Consider the following 23,643-nt stretch of genomic DNA (forward strand, 5'->3'; position numbering starts at 1 on the left):
TCGTGGTCGGGTGCTCCGGTGAGGTGGTGGTCGACCGCCTGGATCGCCTCGCCGAGCAGGCGGCGGACGTGGCCGCCCCTGGCGCGGTAGAGGGCGCGGCGGCCGTCGCGGCGGGTGGAGACGAGGCCCGCGAGGCGGAGCTTGGCGAGGTGCTGGGAGACGGCCGGGCGGGCGGTGCCGACCTCGGCGGCGAGCGTGGTGACGTCGTACTCGGCGCCGCAGAGCAGCCACAGCACGCGCAGGCGGGTGCCGTCGGCGAGCATCCGGAACACGTCCACGGCCGTGTTAACGTGGTCGGTCGCCGGGAGTTCCTGCCAGTTCGTGGTTGTTGCAACGTCGTCGCGTGCGTACATGAGCACGTATGGTGCCACCTTCGGGCGATCCAGGAGGCACGACGATGCTCGCGGCGTTGCGGGACCGGACCTACCGGCGGCTGTTCGCGGCCCAGGTGGTGGCGCTGACCGGCACCGGGCTGGCCACGGTCGCGCTCGGGCTGCTGGCCCACCGGCTCGCGGGACCGGACGCGGGGATCGTCCTCGGCACCGCGCTGGCGGTGAAGATGGTCGCGTACGTGACCGTCGCGCCACTGGCGGGGGTGCTCGCGGACCTCCTGCCGCGCAAGGCCTTCCTGGTCTGCCTCGACCTGGTGCGGGCGGGCGTGGCGCTCGTCCTGCCGTGGGTGGGGGAGATCTGGCAGGTGTACCTGCTGATCTTCGTGCTCCAGGCCGCGTCCGCCGCGTTCACGCCCACGTTCCAGGCCACCATCCCCGACGTGCTGCCCGACGAGCGCGACTACACGTCGGCGCTGACGCTGAGCAGGCTCGCCTACGACCTGGAGAGCCTGCTCAGCCCGCTGCTGGCCGCCGCGGTGCTGCTCGCGGTGACCCCCGACCGGCTGTTCCTCGGCACCTCGCTGGGGTTCGCCGCCTCCGCGCTGCTGGTGGTGTCCGCGCTGCTGCCGTCCGAACGGCCCGCGCGCCGCCGCGTCCGCAAGCCCGTGACCAGGGGCGTCCGCATCTACCTCGCGACACCCCGGCTGCGCGGTCTGCTGGCGGTGCACCTCGCCGCTGCCGCCGCCGGGTCGATCGTGTTCGTCACCACCGTCGGCCACGTCCGGGACACCCTCGGCCGCGGCTCGGCCGACGTCGCGGTCGCGCTCGGCGCCGCCGGGTGCGGCTCGCTGCTCGCCGCGCTCTCCCTGCCCACCCTGCTGGCCCGGTACGGCGACCGGCTGGTGGTGGTGCGGGCCGCGGTGCTGCTGTCGGTGACGCTGTTCGTCGCCGTGCCCGCGCTCTCGTGGGGGTGGCCGGTCCTGCTGGGGCTGTGGGCCGCGATCGGCGCGGGCGGGTCGCTGGTGCTCACGCCCGGCGCGCGGCTGCTGCGCCGGTCAGCCGACACCCCGGACCGGCCCGCGCTGTTCGCCGCGGACTTCGCGCTGTCGCACGCCTGCTGGCTGCTCTGCTACCCGTTGGCGGGCCTGGTGTCCACGGTCGCGGGCCTGCCCGCCGCGCTGGTCGTGCTCGGCGTGGTCACCGCCGGGGCGACGGCCGCGGCCGTGAAGTTGTGGCCGCACCACGACCCCGAGGTGGTCGAGCACGAGCACGACGGGCTCGCACCCGGCCACGAGCACCTGTGCGACGCGGCGCCCGTCGGAGGCCGGTGGCGGCACGCGCACCCGTACCGGATCGACGAGTTCCACGACCGCTGGCCTACCGCTTCGGCGCGTTGAGCTGGTGCAGCAGCGGCCCGGTCGGCTGTTCCACGAGGCTGCGCAAGGACACCGCGTCCAGTTCCGCGAGGAACGCGCCGTGCGCCCGCCGCAACGCGCCGCGCAACCTGCACGCGCCGCGCAGGGGACAGGGCTGGGCCTCGCAGTCGATCACCTCGTCGTCGCCCTCGAAGTCGCGCACGAGTTGGCCGACCGACCACCCGAGCGCCTCCTGCGTGATCCGCAGCCCGCCCGACCGGCCGCGCACGGTGAGCAGCAAACCGCTGTGCGCCAACCGCTGCACGACCTTGGCGATGTGGTTGCGGGGGACGTCCAGCGCGGCGGCCAACTCGTCGACCGTGGTCTGCCCGTCCTGCACGGCCGTGAGCATGAGGACGCGCAAGGCGATGTCCGTTCCCCAGGTGAGCCGCATGGTCGGTAGCCTAGCAAAGCAGTATGGCATCGACTGGTTAACGCGTCGTGAGGTGGTGATCACGTTGGTAGAGGCCGGCTTTAAAGAGGTACCGCTGATACGTTTTTAGCAGTCGATCTCTGGAGGTACCCCTGATGCTCGCCCCCGACTCGGTCCGCGTCGTCCGCGCCACCGCCGCCACCGTCGTGCGCCACGGAGAGCGGATCAGCGGCCGGTTCTACGACCGGATGTTCGAGGCGCACCCGGAACTGCTCGACCTGTTCAACCGGGGCAACCAGGCGAACGGCCAGCAGCGGCAGGCGCTCGCGATGTCCGTCGCGGCCGTGGCCGGGCACTTCGCCGGGATGAAACCGGTGCCGCTGGCCTCGATCGTCGGCCGGATCGCCCACAAGCACGCGTCGCTCGGCGTCACGCCCAGCCAGTACGTCGTGGTGGGCCGCCACCTGATGGCCGCCATCGGCGAGGTGCTCGGCGACGCCGCCACCCCGGACGTGATCGCCGCGTGGGACGAGGTCTTCTGGCTGTTCGCCTGCCTGCTGGTCGCGGAGGAGTCACGCCAGTACGAGCGCGCGGGCAGCAGCTTCTCCCGCCCGCTGGCGCCGCACACCGTCACCCGCGTCCACCACGACACCGACGACGTCACCTCGTTCCTGCTGGAACCCGACGCGCCCGTCCGCCCGCACCGACCGGGCCAGTACGTCAGCGTCGCCGTCGAGCTGCCGGGCGTCGGACGGCAGATCCGGCAGTACACGATCAGCTCCGCCCCCGACGAGCCCTCGCTGCGGATCACGGTCAAGCGCCACCGCGCCGCCGACGGCCGTCCCGCGGGCATGGTCTCCAACCACCTGCACGACACCGTTCGCGTGGGCGACCGCCTCCAGGTCAGTCCGGCGTTCGGCGACCTGGCCCTCCCGTCGGGCGACGAACCGCTGCTGCTCGCCAGCGCGGGCGTCGGCAGCACCCCGATCGTCGCCGCGCTCCGCCACCTCGCCGCCGGTGCGGCCGACCGCCCGATCACCGTCGTGCACGCCGACCGCGCCCCCGAGACCCACCCGCTGCGGGCGGACATGCTCGACGCCGTCGACCTGCTCCCCGGCGCCTCGCTCGCGCTCTGGTACGAGCGGAACCCGGTGCCGCACAACGGCGCGCACGTCCGTTCCGGCTTCGTCGACCCCGACCTGATCGACGTCGACCCGGCCGCCCACGCCCTGCTGTGCGGACCGCTGCCGTTCATGAGCACCGTCCGACGCGCCCTGCTCGACCGCGGCCTGCCCGCGGAGCGCATCCACTACGAGGTCTTCGGCCCCGACGCCTGGCTCGGTACGGAAGTCCCCAGTCGCAGCGCCTCCTGACCGCACGGCCTCCCCCTCGTGGGGGATCGCGGCGCAGCCCGGAGGCTGACGTGCGCCGACCCGGTGACCTGCCAGCATGATCTGCGGACGGCACCGGGCCGTCCCCGCACGGGGGTGTCCACAATGCACAGACGAACGATCGGCGCGGCGACCGGGATCGCGGTCGCCGCGACCCTGCTCACCGCGGTGCCCGCGACCGCGGCCGGGGCGAGGATCGACCTGCCCGCCCTCAGCGGGCGCCATCCGGTGGGAACGGTCGAACTCCACCTGGTCGACCGGAACCGGCCGGACCCGTGGGTCGCGGGCGCGCGCCGTGAGGTGATGGCGACGGTCACGTACCCGGCGGCGGGCCCCGGTGACCGGACCCCGTGGATGACGCCCGGCGTCGCGGACGCCGTCGACGCGATCACGTCCGGTCCGTACTTCTTCGACGTGCCAAGGGGTTCGGTCGACTGGCGGTCGGTCGAGCGGCACGCGCGGTCGAACGCGCCCGTGGACCGGCGGCACGGTGACTGGCCGGTAGTCCTCTTCTCGCCGGGCTTCGGATCCGCGCGCGAGCTGAACGCGGGCCTGACCGACGACCTCGCCAGCCGCGGTTACGTGGTCGTCTCGATGTCCCACACCCACGAGTCGGCCGCCGTGGAGTTCCCCGGCGGTCGGGTCGAGCACGGGCTCGTCGGCGCCGACGACCTGGCCGGTCGCAAGACCGCCATCGACGCCCGCGTCGCCGACACCCGGTTCGTGCTCGACCAGATGACCAGGCTGGCCCGCGGCGACAACCCGGACGCCGAACGCGACCCGCTGCCCCGCGGCCTCGCGGGCGCGCTCGACCTGTCCCGCGTCGGCGTGTTCGGCCACTCCTACGGCGGGTACACCGCGGGCGAGACGATGGTGCAGGACCGCCGGTTCGACGCGGGCGTCAACGTCGACGGCGCGATGGGGCACGGTCTCGGCGCGGACCCGTACCTGCCGGGCGAGGTCGTCACGCGTGGCCTGGACCGCCCGTTCATGCTGGTGGGCGGCGACTTCGTCGACCCGGCCACCGGGGCGAAGACCGAACACTCGCACCTGGAACCCGCGTTCGACCCCACGTGGGCCGACTTCTGGCCCCGCCAGCGCGGCTGGAAGCGCGACCTGCACCTGGACGGCAGCACCCACTACGGCTTCACCGACCTCCAGGCCGTCGTGCCGCAGCTCGACTCCCTGCTGCTCCCGGCGGTGCGGACGGCACTGGTGGGCACCATCGACCCGGCGCGGTCGCTGAAGGCGCAGCACGACTACCTGGCCGCTTTCTTCGACCTGCACCTCAAGGGCAGGCGCACGCACCTGTTCGACCACGACGCGCCGGACGTCAGGTTCCTCTAGTCCACAGTGGACTTACGTTGGGCCGAATGGCCTATTTTCTGTGGTGGAAAGGGAAATCGGGATTGATCAGGGCCTCCGGTGGGTACCAGGTGATCGACACGGTGACCCCACTGGAGGCCCCGATGACCCGGCGCACCGCCGCTGCGTTGACCGCCCTGGCGTTCCTACTGGCGGGCTGCGACCCGTTGGACGTCGGAACCGGCCCGGTCGGGGGCGCGGGTGCCGCCGTCACGGTCGACCGCGTGCCCGACGGGACACCGGACGCCGCCACCGCGAAAGCCGAACTGGCCCAGCTCCCCGAGGGCGGGCTCGGCAAGATGGACGGCTACGAGCGCGACTGCGACAACGGCGCCGCCTGCGTCTTCGGCCAACCGTGGCTCGACGTGGACGGCGACGGCTGCGACCAGCGCAGCCAGGTCCTCGCCCGCGACATGACCGACGTGGTCCGCAAGGAAGGCCGCTGCGCCGTCGCCTCCGGCACCCTCCTGGACCCCTACACCGGCGACACCCTGACCAGCACGTCGAAGATCCAGATCGACCACGTCGTCCCGCTGGCCGAGATGTGGCGCAGCGGCGCGGCCGCCTGGACCCCCGAACGCCGCGCCGCGGCCGCCAACGACCTCAACAACCTGCTCGCCGTGACCGGCAAGGTCAACCAGTCCAAGGGCGACAAGACCCCCGACGAGTGGATGCCCCCGAACCCCGCGTACGCCTGCTCGTACGCCAGGGTCTACGTCGGGGTGAAGACGGAGTACGGGATGAGCGTGAGGGCTGCCGAACGCGCGGCGTTGGACAAGTCGCTGGCCACCTGCGGCTGAGGCGTTCGACCGTTCGGAGTCGGGTGATTCCGCATTTCGGATGATTTCGGTATTGTGCGGTTCACTATTTTTGCGGAGCATGGTGAACATTCCACGCCATGCCGTCTGACCTGCATGAACTTTATGCACCCGGCGAATGGACTTCTGTTTTCGATCGTTGCAGGATCCGAATTGCCCCTCGGCATGGTGGACCCGGCGAAGCGACGCCTCGGAGGACAGGAGGCGCCGGTGCTAAGTGATTTTCTTTCTGACTTTGAGAAGTACGTCCTGAGAGCCGGGCTGTCGGGTCTCGTCGACGTCGTGCTCGGCCTCCTGGCTTTCGGCTCGGTGCTGGCCGCGTTGCTGGGCGGGCCCGCCGTGAAGGCCGCTGCCGTGGTGGTGGTGATCTTGATCCTGCTGGCCCTGTTCGCGATGCTCATCTCCGGTAGGAACCGCGTCCGGGACGAGTTGTCGCGCAATCGGCGACTGGTCGCGCACTACTGCAACGTCATCCAACGGACCCGAGGAGCACCGTTGCACATCAAGATGTGGGACGACGTCACGGTGATCGACGCGCGGGGTGGGGCGGTCGAGACGGTCAAGGTGGTCGCCAGGGTCGATGACGAGGAGACGCACTTCTACCGCTTCCGCATCGGGCCCGCCTGGGATCAGCCAGCGCGGCAGCGAGCCAACGTGGTGTGCGTCGTCCGAGGCGGAAACGGCGGCCCGCAGTACGACACCACGACGTCGTGGCTCGCCGACGGCAGGATGGAGGTGCACGCCCACCTCCCCTCTCCCGCCAAGGTGGGGGTCGACCTGCGGATCATGCTGATCATCACGTGGCCGGGGATGTGCGAGCCGCTGATGACCAAGCGCGTCGCCGACAACTACCTCCTGCACTTCGCCCAGGACGTCGACGCCGTGCGCTACGTGATGGTCTTGCCGGAGGGTGAAACCGCGCTGTACGAGCGGATCGGGTTCGAGAAGGAAGACAGGCGCTACCGGGTGAGGATGGCGAAGAACTCCGCAGGGTTGGTGGAGGTGTCCCTCATCGCACGCGACGTTCCCGCCAAGCACAAGTTCGGTCTGCGCCTCGAATTGCGGTGAGCGCCCGCACCCCCGGCTGGCGTGCGGGCTGATCAGCGAGTCAGTCGTCGTCGGTCTTGTCGCCACCATGCACTGTGCTTACCTGCTCCTTTATCCGGAACCGATCATTCGAAACCGATGCGGCTGCCTGCGTGGAATCTCAGCGCGAATCTGATCACGGAGTGTCGCGGTTTTGGCGACGACACGCCGAAGATGATCACCGATTCGCTCACGGTCTGTCACTCCGAGACGCTCGCAGTTTGTCGCCCTTCAGGCGTAGGCAGCCGCCGCCCTGAGGCAGGACCTACACTCGTTCGAACGATCAAACGAACATCGGGGTCCGGCATGCGAGAACCGATTGATGTGCGGCGCAGGCGGATCCTGGGGGTGGTGGGGTCGCGGGGGGCTGTGCGGGTGAGTGAGCTGGCCTCCGAGTTGGAGGTTTCGGTCGTCACGGTGCGGCGGGACGTCGAGGAGTTGGCGCTGGCCGGGCAGGTGCGGCGGGGGCACGGGGTGGTGCGGTCGGTGGTTCCCGTCGGGCGTGATGTGGTCGAGCCGGTGGCCGGTGGGGCGGTCGCGCTGGTGGTGCCGGAGTGGCACGTGTACCTGTCCGAGGCGGTGCATGGGGCGCGGGCTGTGTTGGAGGGGGCTGGGTTGCGGGTGGCGTTGCACATCGCGCCGCAGGTGGTGGGGGCTGAGCGGCCGATTGTGGAGCGGGTGTTGGCGGAGGGGGCGCGAGGGTTGTTGATCGCGCCTCGGTGGCGGTCGGTGGCTGCTGAGGAGAGTGATTACGGGTGGTTGGCGCGGGCTGGGGTGCCGACGGTGATGGTGGAGCGGCGGCCGCGGCGGGGTGGTGCGCTGCACGCGGTGGATTCGGTGTGCTCGGACCACTGGTACGGGGTGCACCTGGCCGTTGAGCACCTGGTGTCGTTGGGGCATCGGCGGATCCTGTTGGCGGCGCGGGACGACAGTCCGACGGCGCGGGCGGTGCGGGCGGCGTTCGTGGAGATCGTGACCGGCCGTCCGGAGATCGACGACTGGGAGGTGGTGCTCAGCGCGGCCGACGCGGGGCCGGGGCCTGGGGCGGAGCCGGTGGCCGAGTTCGCCGAGCAGGTGCGCGGGCGCGGGATCACCGGTGTGGTGCTGCACGGTGACGTGGAGGCGTTGATGCTGGTGCAGCACCTGGCTGAGCACGGGGTGCGGGTGCCAGAGGACTGTTCGGTCGTGGCGTACGACGACGTGGTGGCCGGGATGGGTGGCACGCCGTTGACCGCGGTGGCGCCGCCGAAGACCGAGGTGGGACGGGTGGCCGCGGAGTTGCTGCTGCGTCGACTGGCGGGTGGGACGGGGACCCGGCGGGTCGAGTTGCTGCCCGAGCTGACGATTCGCGGGTCGACGGCGATCGTTTGACCGTTTGAGTTTCTTTTGAGCGAACTATTGACCCCGTAGTGCTCAACCGATCAGGATTTCGGTGTCCCGCTCCGAGCCGAGGAGGCCACCGATGCCCGGTCGACCCCGCACGGCTCCGGCGCCCGATCAGCCCCGCACGGTCCCAGGGCCCGATCAGCACCGAGCGTCTCCCGTGTCTGGTCAGCCCCGCCCGGTTCCGGCGCCTGGTCAACCCCGAGCGGCTCCGATGTCCGGTCGACCCCGCGCGGCTCCAGTGTCTGGTCAGCCCCAAGTGGTTCCGGCGCCCGATCAACCCCGAGCCGCTCCGACACCCGGCCGCCCCCGCACGGCCCTCGCCATGGGCGCGGACTCCGCCGAGGCCGTCTTCGACGCGGCCACCCTGCGTGCGCTGGGCGAGGTCTGCGACCTCGTGTCGACCGAGGCGTTGCACGACTTCACCACCGCTCACGCCGTGCTGGCCGAGGTCGAGGTGCTGGTCACCGGCTGGGGCTGTCCGCCGCTCACCGCGGCCGTCCTGGCGGAGGCCCCGAGGCTGCGCGCGGTCGTGCACACCGGCGGATCCGTTCGCGACCTCGTGACACCGGCGTGCTGGGACCGGGGAGTGGTGGTCTCGTCCGCCGCCGCGGCCAACGCGCTGCCGGTCGCGGAGTACACCCTCGCGATGATCCTGCTGACCGGCAAACGAGTCCTGGAACGCGCCCGCCACCACCGACTCGAACGCCGCGCGGACGACTGGCTCCGCACCCCGAAGACCATCGGCAACCACGGTCGCACGATCGGCGTCCTGTCCGCGTCGATGATCGGCCGCCGGGTCGTGGACCTGCTGCGCCCCTTCGACTTCCACGTCCTGCTGCACGACCCGTTCGTCACGGAGGGAGCCGTGCCGGGCGTCGAACTGGTCGGCCTGCGCGAGCTGTTCACCCGCAGCGACCTGGTCAGCGTCCACACACCGCTGCTCCCCGAAACCCGCGGCCTGGTCAGCCGGGAGCTGATCGCGGCGATGCCGCCGGACGCCGTCCTCCTCAACACCGCCCGCGGCGCCGTCGTCGACCAGGACGCGCTCACCGAAGCCGTGCGGGACAAGAGGATCCGCGCCGTCCTGGACGTCACCGACCCCGAGGTCCTGCCACCGGACCACCCGCTGTGGGACCTCGACGACGTGCTCATCACCCCGCACCTCGCGGGCTCGCAGGGCAACGAGTGGCGACGCCTCGCGGACACCGCCGTCGCGGAGGTCGGCCGCTGGGGCAGGGGCGAGGAGTTCGCCCACCCGGTCCGCCGCGAACTGTTCGGACAGCTCGCGTGATCCTGCTGCCACCCGAAGACCGGGACCTCAGCCCGCACACCGGGTACACCCGCACGCACTGGGAAGCCGTCGCCGACGGGCTGCTGGCCGCCGCGTGGCGCTGGGCGAGCCCCGGAGGTGCGCGCCTCGACCTGCCAGGGTGGCCATCGGCCAGTGGAGCGGTCTCGGACGGTCTGGAGGGGTACGCCCGGACGTTCCTCGCCGCCGCGTTCCGGGTCGCGGGCGGCGGCGACCCGCGCGACTGGCTGGGCCGGTACGCGGACGGTCTCGAAGCGGGCACGAGCCGCGGCCCGGAGGCGTGGCCGCCGATCCTCGACCACGGCCAGCCGATGGTCGAGTCGGCGTCGATCGCGCTCGGCCTGAGGCTGACCCGCCCGTGGCTGTGGGACCTGCTGGACGAGGGTGTGAGGGACCGCGCGGAGGAGTGGCTGCGCGGTGCGCTGCGGCACGTCCCGTGGCCCAACAACTGGTACCTGTTCCCGTTCACCGTGGCGGGTTTCCTGGAGTCGGTCGGCCGGGGTGACGCCGAGACCGTCCGAGCCCGGACGAGGGCGCTGGAGCTGCTGGAGACCTGGTACCGCGGCCAGGGCTGGTACACCGACGGCGACGGCCGCGCGTTCGACCACTACAACGGCTGGGCCCTGCACCTGTACCCGGTGCTGGACAACCACCTCGCCGGAACGGGCACCGCGCACGACGCCCGGTTGCGCGAGCACCTGGATGGCTTCTCCCACCTGTTCGGCGCCGATGGCGCACCGGTCCACTTCGGACGGTCCTTGACCTACCGCTTCGCCGCCGCGTCGGCGGTGGCGCTGGGCGCGGTGACGGGCCACACGCCGCTGGCACCGGGGGTGTCCAGGCGGCTCCTCAGCGGGTCCCTGCGCTACTTCCTCGACCGCGGGGCCGTCGGCACCGACGGCCTGCTCACGCTCGGCTGGCACGGTCCGCACGAGCCGACGCTCCAGTTCTACTCCGGCCCGGCGTCGCCGTACTGGGCGTCGAAGGCGTTCGTCTGCCTGCTCGCCCCCGACGACCATCCACTGTGGACTGCGACCGAGGGGCAGGCGCCGAGCGAGGGACCGGACCACGTGTTCTCCCTGCCGGCGCCCGGATTCCTCGTCCAGTCCTCGAACGGCGTCGTCCGGCTGCACAACCACGGCAGCGACCACGTCCGCGCGAACGAGGCCGAAGCGGCGACCGACGACGACCCGCACTACGGCAGGCAGGCCTATTCCACCGCGACGGGGCCGAGTTTCACCCTGTCCGACAACCACTTCGCCGTCGTGGTCGACGGTGTCCGCGGTGTCCGCCGCCGCATCCACCCGCTCGGCGCGGGGCACGGCGACGGCTGGGGCTGGGCGGCGTCCTCCCACCGCCCGGCGTTCGCTCCCGGCCCGCCCTCCGTTCCCGGACTGCTGGTGGAGAGCGTCACGGTGGCCGTCGGCGCCGACGAACTCCGCGTGCACCGCGTGATCGGCGCTCCACCCGGCGCGCTGGTCGACCAGACCGGCTGGGCCGCCACCGACTCCACCCTGCGCCCGCTGCTCGGCTGGACCGGCCACGGCGAGACCACCGCCGCCACCGCGTTCACGCCGGAAGCGCGCGTTCCCCGGCTCACCGGCCCGACGCACGGCACGGACGTCTACGCGGCCCTGGCGTCGCTCACCCCGACCACCGCGCGGCCTACCGCGCGCGCGACCGGGATGGGCGTCGACGTGGACTGGGAGGACGGGTCACGGACGACGATCGCCTTCGAACCCCTGGAGGTCCAGCACGTCAGGCGGACTCCCTGATGACCAGCTCGGTCGGCAGGATCAGCGGCGTCGGCCGTTCGCCGTTGACCAGCCGCACCAGCATCCGCGTCATCTCCCGCCCCAGCGCCTCTATGGGCTGGTGGACCGTGGTCAGCCGGGGCTGGGTGTGCTGGGCCGTCACGACGTCGTTGAACCCCACCACCGCGATGTCCTCCGGCACGGCCTTCCCGCGGTCGCGCAGCACGGTCAACGCCCCGGCGGCCATCGCGTCGGACGCGACGAACACCGCGTCCAGGTCGGGGTGCTCGTCGAGCAGCCGCGTCATGCCCGCCACGCCGCTGGCCTCGCCGAAGTCGCCGTGCGCCACGCGGGAGTCGTCCAGCCCCGCCAGCGCCAGCGCTTCGCGGTACCCGAGGTAGCGGTTGACGCCCACGTGCAGGTCGAGCTGGCCGGTGATCGTCGCGATGCGCTGCCTGCCGATGCCGATCAGGTGCTCCACGGCCTGCCGCGCGCCGCCGCGGTTGTCCGCGTCCACGTACCACCGCGGCGTCCGGTCGAGCGACCGCCCGCCGTGCACCACGGGCACGCCGCTCTCGTCCGCCAGCTTCGACAGCGGGTCGTTCTCGCGCAGCGCCAGCAGCATCACGCCATCCGCGCTGCGCGACTGGAGGAGCCGCGCGAGCCGGTCGCGGCCGCGTTCGGAGGCGGCGAGCACCAGCATCAACTGGAGGTCCGTCTCCTCGATGACCGCGTTGACCCCGGTGATCACCTCGGCGAAGAACAGGTTCGCGAACAGCGCCGGGTCGTCGCTGGAGATCGCGAGCACGACCGCGCCCCGCCGCTGGCTGGCCAGCGACCGACCCGCCACGTTCGGCACGTAGCCGAGCTCCTCGACGGCGCGTTCGACCGCCTGCCTGGCCTTCGCGCTGACGTGCTGGGCGTTGTTGATGACGCGGGACGCGGTCCCCGTGGACACGCCCGCCCGCTGCGCCACCTCGTCCAGGGTCGGCGGCCGGTTGCTCATCGTCAGGACCGCTCCCCGGTGTGGTCGTGCACCCGGTGGAGGATACCCCGCGCCCCGATGCACGAGAGGGATCCCGGCTTCACGCCTTGACCGCGCCTTCCATGATGCCGCCGATGATCTGCCTGCCGAACGCGATGAACACGAGCAGCAGCGGGACCGTGGCGACCAGCGCCCCGGCGAACATCAGCGTGTAGTCGGTGTAGTAGGTCGTGGAGAGCTGGCTCAGCGAGAACTGCACGGTCGGGTTGTCCGCCTCCAGCACGGCCAGCGGCCAGAGGAACTCGTTCCAGGTGCCCATGAACGTGAACAGGCCGAGCACCGCCGCACCCGGTCGCAGCGCGGGCAGCACGACGGACCAGAAGATCCGGAACGTCGAGCAGCCGTCGACCTTCGCGGCCTCGATCAGCTCGTCCGGGATGGCGCGTTCCGCGTACTGGCGCATGAGGAACACGCCGAACGCGGACACCAGCGACGGCACGATGATCGCTTCCATCCTGTTCTGCCAACCCAGTTCCACCATGATCAGGTACAGCGGGATGATGCCCATCTGCACCGGGATCATCATCGTGCCCAGGATGACCAGCAGCAGGCCGTCACGGCCGCGGAACCTGAGCTTGGCGAACGCGAAACCGGCCAGGGAGCTGAAGAACACGACGGCCACCGTGACCGTGACGGAGGCGAACGCCGAGTTCACCATGCCCAGCAGGAAGTGCGCGTCCTCGGCGGCGAACAGCCGGGAGACGTTGTCGCCCAGGTTGCCGCCGGGCAGCAGCGGCGGCGGCCAGTCGCCGACGACGTCGTTGGACCGGGTCGCCACGACGAACAGCCAGTACAGCGGGAACGCCGACAGCGCGAGCCCGGCGAGCAGCGTCAGGTAGACGAGGGGGTGGGACTTGCGCACGGCTACCGCCCCTTTCGCGTGATGAGGAAGTTGACGACGCCGAGCAGCGTGATCAGCAGGAAGATCATCCACGCCACGGCGGAGCCGTACCCGTAGTCGAAGTCCCGGAAGGCCTTCTCGAACATGTACATCGACAGGGTCTGGAACTGCCGCAGGCTGCCGCCGGAGATGGCGAAACCGCCCTGTCCGAAGATCAGCGGCTCGGTGAAGAGCTGCGTGCCCGCGATCGTGGACATGATCACCGTGAAGATCACCGCGGGCCGGATCATCGGCACCGTGATGCTGCGGAACTGCCGGACCTTGGACGCGCCGTCGACCGTGGCGGCCTCGTACAGCTCGCGCGGGATCGCCTGCATGGCGGCCAGGTAGATCAGCGCGTTGTAGCCGGTCCACCGCCAGTTGACCATGGTGGAGATCGCGGTCCACGACGACCACTTGTCGGCCCGCCAGTCGACCGGGGCGATGTCGAACAGCCCGAGGAGCCCGTTGGCCATGCCCGCGTCGCGGTCGAAGATCTGGCTGAACACGATGCCGACGGCCGCCACCGATGTGACGATCGGCAGCACCACGCCCATCCGCAGGAACGTCAGCCCGCGCAGCTTCTGGTTGAGCAGGCTCGCGAGCACCAGTGCCAGCAGCAGTTGCGGCACCGTGGCCAGCACGAGCATGCCCAGGGTGTTGCCGACCGCGTTCCAGAAGTCCGGGTCGCCGAACAGGGTGGTGTAGTTGTCCAGCCCGACGAACGCGCCCGCGCCGCCGAGGTCCCAGTCGTGCAGGGACACCCACGCCGTGTACCCCAGCGGGAACAGCCCGAAGATCCCGAAGATCACGAAGAACGGCGCGATGAACAGGTAGGGCGACCACTTCGCGTCGACCTGGGACAGGAAGGGGCGCTTGGACGCCGGACGTGGTGCGGGGGCGGTCTTCTCGGCCGTGCGCGGCCGCAGGTCAGTAACCAACGTGTGTCCTTCGCGGAACGGGGGACGAGGGGGCGCGACGGCGGGGCGCCATCGCGCCCCGGCGTCACTTCACCAGGCGCTTGGCGTCGTCGACGGCCTTGCTCCACGCCTCGTCCGGCTTGAGCTTGCCCTGCTCGACGGCGGTCAGCGCGTTGCCGACGCGGTCGCCGATGGGGTTGTTGTCCGGGCCCAGGTACACCGGCTTGAGCGCCTTGACGCTGTCGCCGAAGATCTTGCCGACGGGCGCGTCGTTGAAGTACGGGTTGGTGAAGTCCCGCACCGCCGGGTCGTCGATCGCCTGGGGTGAGGACGGGAAGTTGTTCTTCGCCTTGAACGCGGCGGTCTGGCCCTTGGCGCTGGTCAGGAACTTCACCAGTTCGGCGGCCTCAGCCTGGTGGCCGCTCTGCGCAGGCACCGCGAGGAACGAGCCGCCGCGGACGCCGCCGTCGCCGGGAACCCTGGCCACGTCCCACTTCCCCTTGTTCTCCGGGCCCGCCTGCTTCTCGATCGTGCCGAGCATCCACGAGGGGCACGGGATCGTCGCGAAGCTGCCGGTCTTGAACCCCGCGTTCCACTGCGGGCTCCACTGGTCGATGTTGGCCGACAGACCGGCTTCCACCAGTTCGACGGTCTGGTCCCACGCCTCCTTCACGCCGGGGTTGCTGTCGATGACCAGCTCGTTGGCGGTGTCGTAGTAGGTGTGATCGCCCTGCTGCATCAGGATGTTCTGGTAGATGCTGCCGGAGGAGTCGAAGAACTTGGCGTCCTTGCCCGCCGCCTTGAACCGCTTGCCGGTGGCCAGGTAGTCGTCCCACGTGGGCCAGAGCGCGCCGACGGCCTCGCGGTCGGTGGGCAGGCCCGCGGCGGCGAACAGGTCGGTGCGGTAGCACATGCCCTGCGCGCCGACGTCCGTGCCGAGCCCGACGACCTTCGAACCGTCCGGTGTGGACGCCTGCTTCCACTTCCATTCCAGGAAGTTCGGCCGCAACGCGTCCACGCCGTGCTCCCGGAGGTTCACGAACCGGTCGGGCTCGGCCATGAACTGGGAGAGGATGCCCTCCTCGATGGCGACCACGTCGCCCGCGCCCTTCCCTGCGGCCATCCACTGCTGGAGCTTGGGCAGGTAGTCGCCCAGCTTCCCGATGTTCTCCTCCTTGATGGTGACGCCGGGGTGGGACGCCTCGTACTCCTCGTACAGCTCGTCGTAGCCGAACTGGCTGAAGGTCTTGACGATCAGGGTCGTCTGCCCGGACGCGGAGTCCGCGGCGCCCTCACCGCACGCGGCCATGGCCGCCAGTGCTCCGGCGATGACCGCCGCGAGCAGCGTCCGTCTTGGTCGAACAGCCATGCGAAACCTCCGGTTGAACCAATTGGTCTGGAAGCGTTATCAGGATCTTGGACGCCTTCCAGACCGGGTTGCTGCACCTGTGAGCTGCGGTGACGCCGTGGCTGTGCCGGTGCGGGCGCCTCAACTGGAAGCGAAATTGGAAGCGCTTACAGGACTGTAACCGCCTGGTTGCGCTTCTGTGAAGGGGGAAGTCCGGTCGGGGTAAGACCGTTGACACATCCGCTCCGAGGGGTGACCATTCCGCTCTGACGCCGTGGAGTGCCGGGAGTCCCACGACCCGAGAGGGCCCGGTATGTCCGCCACAGCCAGGCTGTTCACAGCCGCCCTGCCCCTCGTGCTCCTGGTCGGTCTCGCGACCCCGGCGCACGCCGAAACCTACGAACGGGTGCTCAACGGCACCTTCGACAGCGGGAAGACACCCTGGTGGAGCAGCGGGAACTCACCGTCCAGAGTGGAATCCGGCAGACTCTGCGCCGACATCCCCGCAGGCACGGTGAACCCGTGGGAATCGATGATCGGCCAGAACGACGTCCCGCTCGAAGCCGGTCAGCCGTACACGCTGCGGTTCACCGCGTCCGCGACCAAGCCGGTCACGGTCCGCGCCGTCGTGGCGCTGGCCGACCCGCCCAGCACGGCCACGCTGACCAAGCCGGTCCCGCTCACGGCCGAGCCCAAGGCGTTCGAGTTCACCGGGACGTCCACCAGGGCCACCACGCGCGGCCAGGTCGCCATCCAGGCCGGTGGCGCCAAGGAGGCGTACACGCTGTGCCTGGACGACGTGTCGCTCACCGGCGGCGCGATCAGGCCCGGCGACGGCTGGACGTACGGCTCCCCGGTCCGCGTCAACCAGCTCGGTTACGCCGCGACGGAGGACAAGCGTGCTTCCATCGTCAACGCCTCCGCCCAGCCGGTGACGTGGCGACTGCTCGACGGCGTGGGCGAGGTCGTGACCACCGGGAGCACCACGGTCAAGGGTGACGACGCCATGTCCGGCGACCACGTGCACATCGCGGACTTCTCGCGGGTCAGGACCGTCGGAACCGGCTACACCCTGGTCGTCGGGGCGGACGTCAGCGAGCCCTTCGACATCGCCAGGAGTCCGTACGACGCGCTGCGCCGGGACTCGCTGGCGTACTTCTACCACAACCGCAGCGGCATCCCGATCGAGGCGAAGTACGTCGGCGACACCCACTCCAGGCCCGCCGGGCACGTCGGCGTCGCGCCGAACAAGGGCGACACGTCGGTGCCCTGCCTGCCGGGGACGTGCGACTACTCGCTCGACGTCAGCGGCGGCTGGTACGACGCGGGAGACCACGGCAAGTACGTCGTCAACGGCGCGCTGGCGGCGTGGCAGCTCATGGACACCTACGAGCGATCCCTGCGCACGCTGGACTTCGAGGGCCTGCGCGACGGGCTGCTGGCGATCCCCGAGCAGGCCAACCGCGTTCCCGACGTGCTGGACGAGGCCCGCTGGGAGGTGGAGTTCCTGCTCAAGATGCGGGTTCCCGCGAACGAGCCCCTGGCGGGCATGGCGCACCACAAGATCCACGACCTGGCGTGGACCGGCCACCCGATGCTGCCCTCCAACGACCCGCAGCCCCGCTACCTGCACGCCCCGTCGACCGCCGCGACGCTGAACCTCGCCGCCGCCGGGGCTCAGTGTGCGCGGATCTGGGCGCTGTGGGACCCGGCTTTCTCGCGGAAGTGCCTGGCGGCGGCCGAAACCGCGTGGCAGGCCGCGAACGCGCACCCCGACGTGTACGCGCCGCGCGAGGACAGCGTGGGCGGCGGACCGTACGACGACACGGACGTGAGCGACGAGTTCTCCTGGGCCGCGGCGGAGCTGTACGCGACGACCGGCAAGCGCGCGTACCTCGGTCGCGTCACCACGAAGCTCACCCCGGCCGGGTTCTCCTGGAAGGACACCGGCGCGCTCGCCGACCTGACCATCGCCCGGCTGCCCGAGCGCTTCCCCGTCGACCGCGTCCTGCCCGCCCGCAAGCGGATCCTCGCCGTCGCCGACGGCCACGTGCGCGACCTGCGCGGGCAGGGCTACCCGAACCCGTCGCTGCCGACGGACGGCGCGTACGCGTGGGGTTCCACCAGCGCCACCACGAACGCCGCGATGATCATGGGCATGGCGTACGACCTGAGCTTCCGGTCGGAGTACCGCGACGCCGTGCTGGAGTCGATGGACTACCTGCTCGGCCGCAACGGGCTGAACCAGTCGTTCATCAGCGGCTACGGCGACCGCGCCAGCCACAACCAGCACCACCGGCACTGGTCGCACCAGATCAATTCCGCGCTGCCCAGTCCACCGCCCGGCTCGCTCGCGGGCGGCCCCAACTCCGGCTTGCAGGACCCCGTGGCGCAGCAGAACCTCCCCGGCTGCAAGCCCGCCAAGTGCTACATCGACGACATCGGCTCCTGGTCCACCAACGAGGTGGCCGTCAACTGGAACTCGTCCCTCGCCTGGGTGGCGGCGTTCGTCGACGCCCGCTGACCCGACCACTGAGGTACCCCACCCCGAGATGAGAAAGAGGATCCACAATGTCGTGGAAAGCCCGCCTCACGGCGGTTCTCGTCACCCTGCCACTGCTGACGGCCGCCCCCGCGCACGCCGCCAGCCCGATCGACCTGACCAGCGGTTTCTACGTCAACCCCAACTCCTCGCCCGCGGTGTGGGCGCGGAACAACCCCGGTGACGCGCGGGCGGCGCGCGTCCAGTCGGCGATCGGCTCGAAGCCGATCGCCCGCTGGTTCGGCAACGAGAGCGGGATCGGCGGCCTCGTCGCGAGCTACGTCGGCGCGGCCGACGCGAACGACAAGCTCCCGGTGCTGGTGGCCTACAACCTCCCCGGACGGGACGCCTGCGGTGGGCACTCGGGCGGGGGAGCGGGCAGCGTGGCCGCGTACCGGACCTGGATCTCCGGTTTCGCCGCGGGCGTCGGGACCAAACCCGCCGTCGTCGTCATCGAGCCGGACGCGTTGGGCGACTTCGCCTGCCTGAGCGCGACGGCGATCCAGGACCGGCTGGGCATGCTCACCTACGCGACCCAGATGTTCCAGCAGAAGGCCCCCAACGCCTACGTCTACCTCGACGGCGGAAACGCGGGCTGGGTGGCCCCCGCCACCATGGCGGGGCGGCTCGACTCCGCCGGAGTGCGCAACGTCCGCGGGTTCTCGGTCAACGTGTCGAACTACTACACCACCGGCGCGTCGACCAGCTACGGCAACCAGGTCGTCTCGGCGTTGGGCCACGCGGCGAAGTTCGTCGTGGACACCAGCCGCAACGCCAATGGCAACAACGGCGAGTGGTGCAACCCGGCCGGTCGCAAGCTCGGCGTCACCGCGCAGGTCGGCGGCGGCGCCGAGATGCTGCTGTGGATCAAGACGCCCGGCAACTCCGACGGGTTGTGCGGCATCGCGCCCACCACCCCGGCCGGGCAGTTCAACCCCGCGTTGGCCATCCGGCTGATCGACGGCACGTGAGCGACGGGTCGGGGCGCTCCGGGCGCCCCGGCCCCGGTCAGGAGGAACGACATGGTGTGGCAGTTCGCCGTCAGCACGCTCGGGATGCCCGGAACGCCGATCGGGCGGGCCGCGCGGCTCGCCGCCGACCACGGGTGCCACGGGCTGGAGGTGCGGGCGCACCCCGACGAGCAGGTCCACATCGGACTTCCCGCGCGCGAGGTCGAACGGGCGCGCGTCGAGATCGCGGACGAGGGCCTCGCCGTGGCCTGCCTCGCCGGGTACGCGAAGGTGTGCGCGCCCGGCCCGGACGGCCCTGTGGTCGCCGAGTTGCGGGCGTTGGTCGACCTGGCGCACCGGATCGGCGCGCCCTCGGTGCGGGTGTTCCCCGGCGGTGACGGGGAGTCGCGCGACCGGATCGGCGCCGTGCTGGACGACCTCCGGTCGTCCGGGGTGCGGCTGCTGGTCGAGACGCACGACTCGCACCTCACGGGCGAGGCCGCGGTGCGGCTGGTGGAACCGTTCGGGGAGCCGGACCTGGTCGCGGTGCTGTGGGATGCGCTGCACCCGTGGCGCGGCGGTGAGGAACCGGCGCGGACGCGGGAGGTGCTGGGCGAGTACCTGGGCTACTTCCAGGTGAAGGACGCCGACGTCGAGCTGACGCCCGTGGCGCCGGGCCGGGGGCTGGTCCCGCTGGCCGAGTGCGGCGAGCTGCTGTCCGGGTGGTCGGGCTGGGTGTCGCTGGAGTGGGAGAAGGCGTGGCACCCGGAGGTCGCCGAGGTGGACGAGCCGCTGCGCGCGGCGGCCGGGTGGTTCGCCAGGTATGGCTCCCGCTAGTGGGACAACTGTTGTACGGTAACTTGGAAAGCGCTTTCCACTGGAGGTCGAATGGCCACGCGGACCCTGGGCGTCGTGATGAACGGCGTGACCGGACGGATGGGATACCGGCAGCACCTCGTGCGCTCGGTGCTCGCGATCAGGGAGCAGGGGGGTGTCGAGCTGTCCGACGGCTCACGGGTCCTGCTGGAGCCCGTCCTGGTCGGCCGCGACGCCTCCAAGCTCGCCGAGATGGCGGAACGGCACGGCCTGACCCGCTGGACGACCGACCTCGACGCGGCGCTGGGCGACGACTCGTGCCCGCTCTACTTCGACGCGCAGTTGACCGCCGTGCGGGAGAAGTCGATCCTGCGCGCCATTGACGCGGGCAGGCACGTTTACACCGAGAAGCCGGTCGCGGAGTCCGTGGAAGGCGCGTCGACGCTGGCCAGGCGCGCCGCCGAGGCGGGCGTGAAGAACGGCGTCGTGCACGACAAGCTGTACCTGCCCGGCCTGCTCAAGCTCAAGCGCCTGGTGGACAGCGGGTTCTTCGGCCGGGTGCTCAGCGTGCGCGGCGAGTTCGGCTACTGGGTGTTCGAGGGTGACTGGCAGGCGGCGCAGCGGCCGAGCTGGAACTACCGCGCCGAGGACGGCGGCGGCATCACCGTGGACATGTTCTGCCACTGGAACTACGTGCTGGAGAACCTGTTCGGCGCGGTGACCTCGGTGATCGCCAAGACCGCCACCCACATCCCGACCAGGGTCGACGAGGCGGGCGAGCCCTACGACGCCACGGCCGACGACGCCGCGTACGCGATCTTCGAGCTGGAGGGCGGCGTGATCGCCCAGCTCAACTCGTCGTGGTGCGTCCGCGTCCACCGCGACGAGCTGGTCGAGTTCCAGGTCGACGGCACCAGGGGCAGCGCGGTGGCGGGCCTGCGCAAGTGCGTGGTGCAGCCCCGTGAGGCCACCCCGCGCCCGGTGTGGAACCCGGACCTGGAGGAGACCCGCTCCTACCGCTCGCAGTGGCAGGAGGTGCCGGACAACGCCGACTTCGACAACGGGTTCAAGGCGCAGTGGGAGCAGTACGTGCGGCACGTGGTCGAGGACGCCCCGCACCCGTACGACTTCCTGGCGGGCGTCCGCGGCATCCGCCTCGCCCAGGCCGGTCTGGAGTCGTCCCGCACCAACCGGCGGGTCGAGCTGTGATCACCCTCCCCGCGCTCGACGGGACGCTGCGCGACCACGAGCCGCGCGAGCCCGTGGCGTGGACCAGGCCCGCCGGGCCCCCGCGGTCCCGGATCGCGTTCGCCGCCGCCCACGTCGTGGCCGACCCGTTGGGCGACAACGGTCCCGGCGCGCCCGCCGTGGTCGACTGGGACAGCACGCTCGGGTTCCGCAGGCACCTGTGGTCCTACGGCCTCGGTGTCGCGGAGGCGATGGACACCGCCCAGCGCGGCATGGGCCTGGACTGGGCCACCACCCGTGAGCTGATCCGCCGCAGCGCCGCCGAGGCGAAGGGGCTCGGCACGCGCATCGCCGCGGGAGCGGGCACGGACCACGCCGACCCGGCGACGCTGGACGAGGTCGTGCGCGCGTACTCCGAGCAGGTCGACGTGGTCCAGGAGGCGGGTGCGCAGGTCATCGTCATGGCCAGCAGGCACCTCGCGCGCCTGGCGACCGGTCCCGCCGACTACCGGCACGTGTACGACCGGCTGCTCCCGAACGTCGAGGCGCCGGTGATCCTGCACTGGCTCGGGTCGGTGTTCGACCCGGCGCTGGAGGGCTACTGGGGTTCGACCGACATCGGCGAGGCCACCACCGCGTTCCTCGACCTCGTGCACGCGCACGCCGACCACGTCGACGGCGTCAAGGTCTCCCTGCTCGACGCCGAGCACGAGAAGTCGTTGCGCGCCAAGCTCCCCGCCGGTGTCCGCCTCTACACCGGCGACGACTTCAACTACCCCGAGCTGATCAAGGGCGACGGCACGTCCGCGAGCGACGCCCTGCTCGGTGTCTTCGCGGCCATCGCCCCGGCCGCGTCCCACGCGCTGCGGGCGCTGGACGACGGCGACCTGGCGGCCTACGACGCGGCGTTCGCCCCCACGCTTCCCCTGGCCCGCCACGTCTTCGGCGCGCCGACCTACTACTACAAGACCGGCATCGCCTTCCTGGCCTGGCTCTCCGGCCTCCAGCCGGGCTTCTCCATGGTCGGCGGCTTGCAGAGCGCCAGGAGCCTGCCCCACCTGGCCGAGACCTACGTCCTGGCCGACCGGGCTGGCCTCCTGCCCGATCCGGAGTTGGCCGTCCGCCGCCTGTCCTCGCTGCTCGACGTCTACGGGGTCGTGCGGTGAACCGCCTGTCCCTCAACCAGAAGACCGTCGACTCGTGCTCGCTGCCCGAGGCCGTGGCCGCCTGCACCCGCGCGGGCATCACGTCCATCGGCGTCTGGCGGGAACCGTTGCACGAGTACGGCGTCGAGGCGGGCGCCGCCCTCATCGCCGAGGCGGGCCTGCACGTCTCGTCCCTGTGCCGCGGCGGGTTCTTCACCGCGCCCGACCGCGACCGGGTGCTGACCGACAACCGGCGCGCGATCGACGAGACCGCGGCGTTGAACGCCGACTGCCTGGTGCTCGTCGTGGGCGGCCTGCCACCCGGCAGCCGCGACCTTCCCGCCGCCCGCGCGACGGTCGCCGACGTGCTGGCGGACCTCGTGCCGCACGCCGCCGACCGCGGTGTCCGCCTGGCGCTCGAACCCATGCACCCGATCTACGCGGCCGACCGCGGCGTCCTGTCCACCCTCGGACAGGCGCTGGACCTGGCCGAACAGCACGACCCGGCCGTCGTCGGCGTGGTCGTGGACACCTTCCACGTCTGGTGGGACCCCGACCTGGAACGGCAGGTCGCCAGGGCGGCGGACCGCATCGCGTCGTTCCAGGTGTGCGACTGGATCACCCCGCTGCCCGCCGACGCGCTGCTCGCCCGCGGGATGATGGGCGACGGCCACATCGACTTCCGCCGCCTCGCGGACCTCGTCGCCGCGGCGGGCTACACCGGTGACGTCGAGGTGGAGATCTTCAACGCCGACGTGTGGCGCGAGGACCCGGACACCGTGGTCGCGACGGTCGCGCGGACCTTCGCCGAGCACGTCAGCGCTGGGGCCACATCGAGTAGATGAGGTTGTCGTCGTCCACGCAGACCACCTGCGGCAGGGAGCCCTCGGGGACCTGGCCGCACGACATCGGCCCGATCGCGAGGGGCGGCAGGCCGGTCTTCGGCTCGGAGCGCTGGGCGTAGTAGTCCACCAGGACGGCCTCGGCCTGGTCGCAGGTGAGCCTGCCCGACGGGGTCTCCACGACGACGGCGAACATCTCCTGGCCCAGCGCGCCGGTGAACGGCCGGTCGCAGTACTGGGCCGGGGCGCTCTCGTCGACCGAGGGCGGCGCGGTCGGTTCGGGCGCCGCCGTGGTCGTGGTCGTCCCCACCGCGGCGGTGGTCGTCGCCGGGGGAGCGGACGACGTGGTGCCCGAACCGGAGCCGGTCCCGGTGACGGTGCTGGAACAGCCCGTGACCAGCACGGCGAGCAGCAGTGACGCGATGGCGAACCTCATGCCCCCAGGTTCGGCCGCTCGGCCCCGACCGTTACGCCGACCGGTGTGACGCGCGAGTCACCGCCCGCCTGTCACACCCGGCGGCGCGCGGCATCGACGTACGGCATGCCGTTCGCGCGGGAAGCCGGCAGGCGCCTCTCGCAGCGGTTCTTCGGCTTCCAGGACCTCGCCCACGCCTTCGACCTCAGGTTCGCTGGTCGCCGGACGGAGGTGTCGTCCGCGAGGCGATCCCGCCGATCCCCGACACGATCGCGAAGCTGGTCCAGGAGGTCTCCACGGAGGGCGAGCTGGTGGAGCAGCGG

21 protein-coding genes are annotated in these 23,643 nt (G+C 71.3%); 14 read left to right on the forward strand and 7 right to left on the reverse strand.

Annotated elements, in window-relative coordinates:
* On the reverse strand, window positions 1–353 hold a 353-nt coding region (locus NZH93_RS45140), incomplete at its 3' end, for an ArsR/SmtB family transcription factor (RefSeq protein ID WP_259629518.1).
* 44 nt (window positions 354–397) lie between these two features.
* Here NZH93_RS45140 and NZH93_RS45145 point away from each other — a divergent pair.
* A complete protein-coding gene (locus NZH93_RS45145; RefSeq protein WP_259629519.1) occupies window positions 398–1,729 on the forward strand; it encodes an MFS transporter in 1,332 nt (443 codons plus the stop codon).
* On the opposite strand, the gene NZH93_RS45150 is transcribed toward NZH93_RS45145, so the two are convergent.
* A complete protein-coding gene (locus NZH93_RS45150) occupies window positions 1,710–2,141 on the reverse strand; it encodes an RrF2 family transcriptional regulator (protein ID WP_259629520.1) in 432 nt (143 codons plus the stop codon). The two genes, NZH93_RS45145 and NZH93_RS45150, sit on opposite strands and share 20 nt — an antisense overlap.
* 134 nt (window positions 2,142–2,275) lie before the next feature.
* Here NZH93_RS45150 and NZH93_RS45155 point away from each other — a divergent pair, with 134 nt between their 5' ends.
* The 7 genes from NZH93_RS45155 (at window position 2,276) to NZH93_RS45185 (ending at window position 11,250) form a co-directional block, all read left to right on the forward strand.
* Window positions 2,276–3,493, forward strand: a complete 1,218-nt coding sequence (locus tag NZH93_RS45155) for a globin domain-containing protein (RefSeq protein ID WP_259629521.1) — start codon at window positions 2,276–2,278, stop codon at window positions 3,491–3,493.
* Between the two features lie 123 nt (window positions 3,494–3,616).
* On the forward strand, window positions 3,617–4,858 hold the full coding sequence (locus tag NZH93_RS45160) for an alpha/beta hydrolase family protein (protein WP_259629522.1): 1,242 nt from the start codon (window positions 3,617–3,619) through the stop codon (window positions 4,856–4,858).
* Window positions 4,859–4,959: 101 nt separating this feature from the next.
* Window positions 4,960–5,676 carry an HNH endonuclease family protein gene (locus NZH93_RS45165; protein WP_259629523.1) on the forward strand — a complete coding sequence of 239 codons (717 nt, stop codon included), beginning with the start codon at window positions 4,960–4,962 and terminating at the stop codon, window positions 5,674–5,676.
* A 114-nt stretch (window positions 5,677–5,790) separates the two neighbouring features.
* On the forward strand, window positions 5,791–6,762 hold the full coding sequence (locus NZH93_RS45170; RefSeq protein ID WP_259629524.1) for a hypothetical protein: 972 nt from the start codon (window positions 5,791–5,793) through the stop codon (window positions 6,760–6,762).
* 324 nt (window positions 6,763–7,086) lie between these two features.
* Window positions 7,087–8,151, forward strand: coding sequence for a substrate-binding domain-containing protein (locus NZH93_RS45175; protein WP_259629525.1), 1,065 nt, complete (start codon window positions 7,087–7,089; stop codon window positions 8,149–8,151).
* 337 nt (window positions 8,152–8,488) lie between these two features.
* Entirely contained in the window at window positions 8,489–9,457 is a 969-nt protein-coding gene (locus NZH93_RS45180; protein ID WP_259629526.1) for a hydroxyacid dehydrogenase, read from the forward strand.
* Complete coding sequence (locus NZH93_RS45185) at window positions 9,454–11,250, forward strand: DUF2264 domain-containing protein (protein WP_259629527.1); 1,797 nt, start codon at window positions 9,454–9,456, stop codon at window positions 11,248–11,250. Before NZH93_RS45180 ends, NZH93_RS45185 begins: the two co-directional genes overlap by 4 nt.
* Here the strand turns inward: NZH93_RS45185 and NZH93_RS45190 are convergent.
* The 4 genes from NZH93_RS45190 to NZH93_RS45205 all read right to left on the reverse strand — a co-directional run bounded on the left by NZH93_RS45190 (window position 11,234) and on the right by NZH93_RS45205 (window position 15,443).
* Window positions 11,234–12,235 carry a LacI family DNA-binding transcriptional regulator gene (locus tag NZH93_RS45190; protein WP_259629528.1) on the reverse strand — a complete coding sequence of 334 codons (1,002 nt, stop codon included), beginning with the start codon at window positions 12,233–12,235 and terminating at the stop codon, window positions 11,234–11,236. The two genes, NZH93_RS45185 and NZH93_RS45190, sit on opposite strands and share 17 nt — an antisense overlap.
* A gap of 79 nt (window positions 12,236–12,314) precedes the next feature.
* Window positions 12,315–13,136 carry a carbohydrate ABC transporter permease gene (locus NZH93_RS45195; RefSeq protein WP_259629529.1) on the reverse strand — a complete coding sequence of 274 codons (822 nt, stop codon included), beginning with the start codon at window positions 13,134–13,136 and terminating at the stop codon, window positions 12,315–12,317.
* Window positions 13,137–13,138: 2 nt separating this feature from the next.
* Entirely contained in the window at window positions 13,139–14,095 is a 957-nt protein-coding gene (locus NZH93_RS45200) for a carbohydrate ABC transporter permease (protein ID WP_259629530.1), read from the reverse strand.
* Between the two features lie 64 nt (window positions 14,096–14,159).
* Entirely contained in the window at window positions 14,160–15,443 is a 1,284-nt protein-coding gene (locus NZH93_RS45205) for an ABC transporter substrate-binding protein (protein ID WP_259629531.1), read from the reverse strand.
* A 292-nt stretch (window positions 15,444–15,735) separates the two neighbouring features.
* Here NZH93_RS45205 and NZH93_RS45210 point away from each other — a divergent pair, with 292 nt between their 5' ends.
* From NZH93_RS45210 to NZH93_RS45235, 6 genes are read left to right on the forward strand one after another with little or no spacing between them, the layout of a single operon-like run.
* Window positions 15,736–17,946, forward strand: a complete 2,211-nt coding sequence (locus NZH93_RS45210) for a glycoside hydrolase family 9 protein (RefSeq protein WP_259629532.1) — start codon at window positions 15,736–15,738, stop codon at window positions 17,944–17,946.
* 47 nt (window positions 17,947–17,993) lie between these two features.
* Window positions 17,994–18,935 (forward strand): glycoside hydrolase family 6 protein, encoded by a 942-nt coding sequence (locus NZH93_RS45215; protein ID WP_259629533.1) that lies wholly within the window; start codon window positions 17,994–17,996, stop codon window positions 18,933–18,935.
* A gap of 51 nt (window positions 18,936–18,986) precedes the next feature.
* Entirely contained in the window at window positions 18,987–19,751 is a 765-nt protein-coding gene (locus tag NZH93_RS45220) for a sugar phosphate isomerase/epimerase family protein (RefSeq protein WP_259629534.1), read from the forward strand.
* Window positions 19,752–19,802: 51 nt separating this feature from the next.
* Entirely contained in the window at window positions 19,803–20,939 is a 1,137-nt protein-coding gene (locus NZH93_RS45225) for a Gfo/Idh/MocA family protein (RefSeq protein WP_259629535.1), read from the forward strand.
* Window positions 20,936–22,084, forward strand: coding sequence for a dihydrodipicolinate synthase family protein (locus tag NZH93_RS45230; protein WP_259629536.1), 1,149 nt, complete (start codon window positions 20,936–20,938; stop codon window positions 22,082–22,084). Before NZH93_RS45225 ends, NZH93_RS45230 begins: the two co-directional genes overlap by 4 nt.
* Window positions 22,081–22,908 (forward strand): sugar phosphate isomerase/epimerase family protein, encoded by an 828-nt coding sequence (locus NZH93_RS45235; protein WP_259629537.1) that lies wholly within the window; start codon window positions 22,081–22,083, stop codon window positions 22,906–22,908. The genes NZH93_RS45230 and NZH93_RS45235 overlap by 4 nt, the downstream gene beginning before the upstream one ends.
* Here NZH93_RS45235 and NZH93_RS45240 read toward each other — a convergent pair.
* The gene (locus NZH93_RS45240) at window positions 22,880–23,341 is read right to left on the reverse strand and encodes a hypothetical protein (RefSeq protein ID WP_259629538.1); all 462 of its coding nucleotides are present in this window, start codon (window positions 23,339–23,341) and stop codon (window positions 22,880–22,882) included. The genes NZH93_RS45235 and NZH93_RS45240 overlap by 29 nt on opposite strands.
* Window positions 23,342–23,643: the final 302 nt, after the last annotated feature.

It is taken from the genome of Umezawaea endophytica (assembly GCF_025061645.1).
GTDB classification, from domain to species: Bacteria; Actinomycetota; Actinomycetes; order Mycobacteriales; family Pseudonocardiaceae; genus Umezawaea; species Umezawaea endophytica.

What these genes read in the sequence shown, in the direction of transcription:
- NZH93_RS45175 (WP_259629525.1), top strand. Translation starts at nt 7,087, where the DNA reads ATGCGAGAACCGATTGATGTGCGGCGCAGGCGGATCCTGGGGGTGGTG.
- NZH93_RS45240 (WP_259629538.1), bottom strand. Translation starts at nt 23,341, where the DNA reads ATGAGGTTCGCCATCGCGTCACTGCTGCTCGCCGTGCTGGTCACGGGC.
- NZH93_RS45205 (WP_259629531.1), bottom strand. Translation starts at nt 15,443, where the DNA reads ATGGCTGTTCGACCAAGACGGACGCTGCTCGCGGCGGTCATCGCCGGA.
- NZH93_RS45160 (WP_259629522.1), top strand. Translation starts at nt 3,617, where the DNA reads ATGCACAGACGAACGATCGGCGCGGCGACCGGGATCGCGGTCGCCGCG.
- NZH93_RS45220 (WP_259629534.1), top strand. Translation starts at nt 18,987, where the DNA reads ATGGTGTGGCAGTTCGCCGTCAGCACGCTCGGGATGCCCGGAACGCCG.
- NZH93_RS45155 (WP_259629521.1), top strand. Translation starts at nt 2,276, where the DNA reads ATGCTCGCCCCCGACTCGGTCCGCGTCGTCCGCGCCACCGCCGCCACC.
- NZH93_RS45150 (WP_259629520.1), bottom strand. Translation starts at nt 2,141, where the DNA reads ATGCGGCTCACCTGGGGAACGGACATCGCCTTGCGCGTCCTCATGCTC.
- NZH93_RS45210 (WP_259629532.1), top strand. Translation starts at nt 15,736, where the DNA reads ATGTCCGCCACAGCCAGGCTGTTCACAGCCGCCCTGCCCCTCGTGCTC.
- NZH93_RS45225 (WP_259629535.1), top strand. Translation starts at nt 19,803, where the DNA reads ATGGCCACGCGGACCCTGGGCGTCGTGATGAACGGCGTGACCGGACGG.
- NZH93_RS45180 (WP_259629526.1), top strand. Translation starts at nt 8,489, where the DNA reads ATGGGCGCGGACTCCGCCGAGGCCGTCTTCGACGCGGCCACCCTGCGT.
- NZH93_RS45190 (WP_259629528.1), bottom strand. Translation starts at nt 12,235, where the DNA reads ATGAGCAACCGGCCGCCGACCCTGGACGAGGTGGCGCAGCGGGCGGGC.
- NZH93_RS45145 (WP_259629519.1), top strand. Translation starts at nt 398, where the DNA reads ATGCTCGCGGCGTTGCGGGACCGGACCTACCGGCGGCTGTTCGCGGCC.
- NZH93_RS45215 (WP_259629533.1), top strand. Translation starts at nt 17,994, where the DNA reads ATGTCGTGGAAAGCCCGCCTCACGGCGGTTCTCGTCACCCTGCCACTG.
- NZH93_RS45170 (WP_259629524.1), top strand. Translation starts at nt 5,791, where the DNA reads ATGAACTTTATGCACCCGGCGAATGGACTTCTGTTTTCGATCGTTGCA.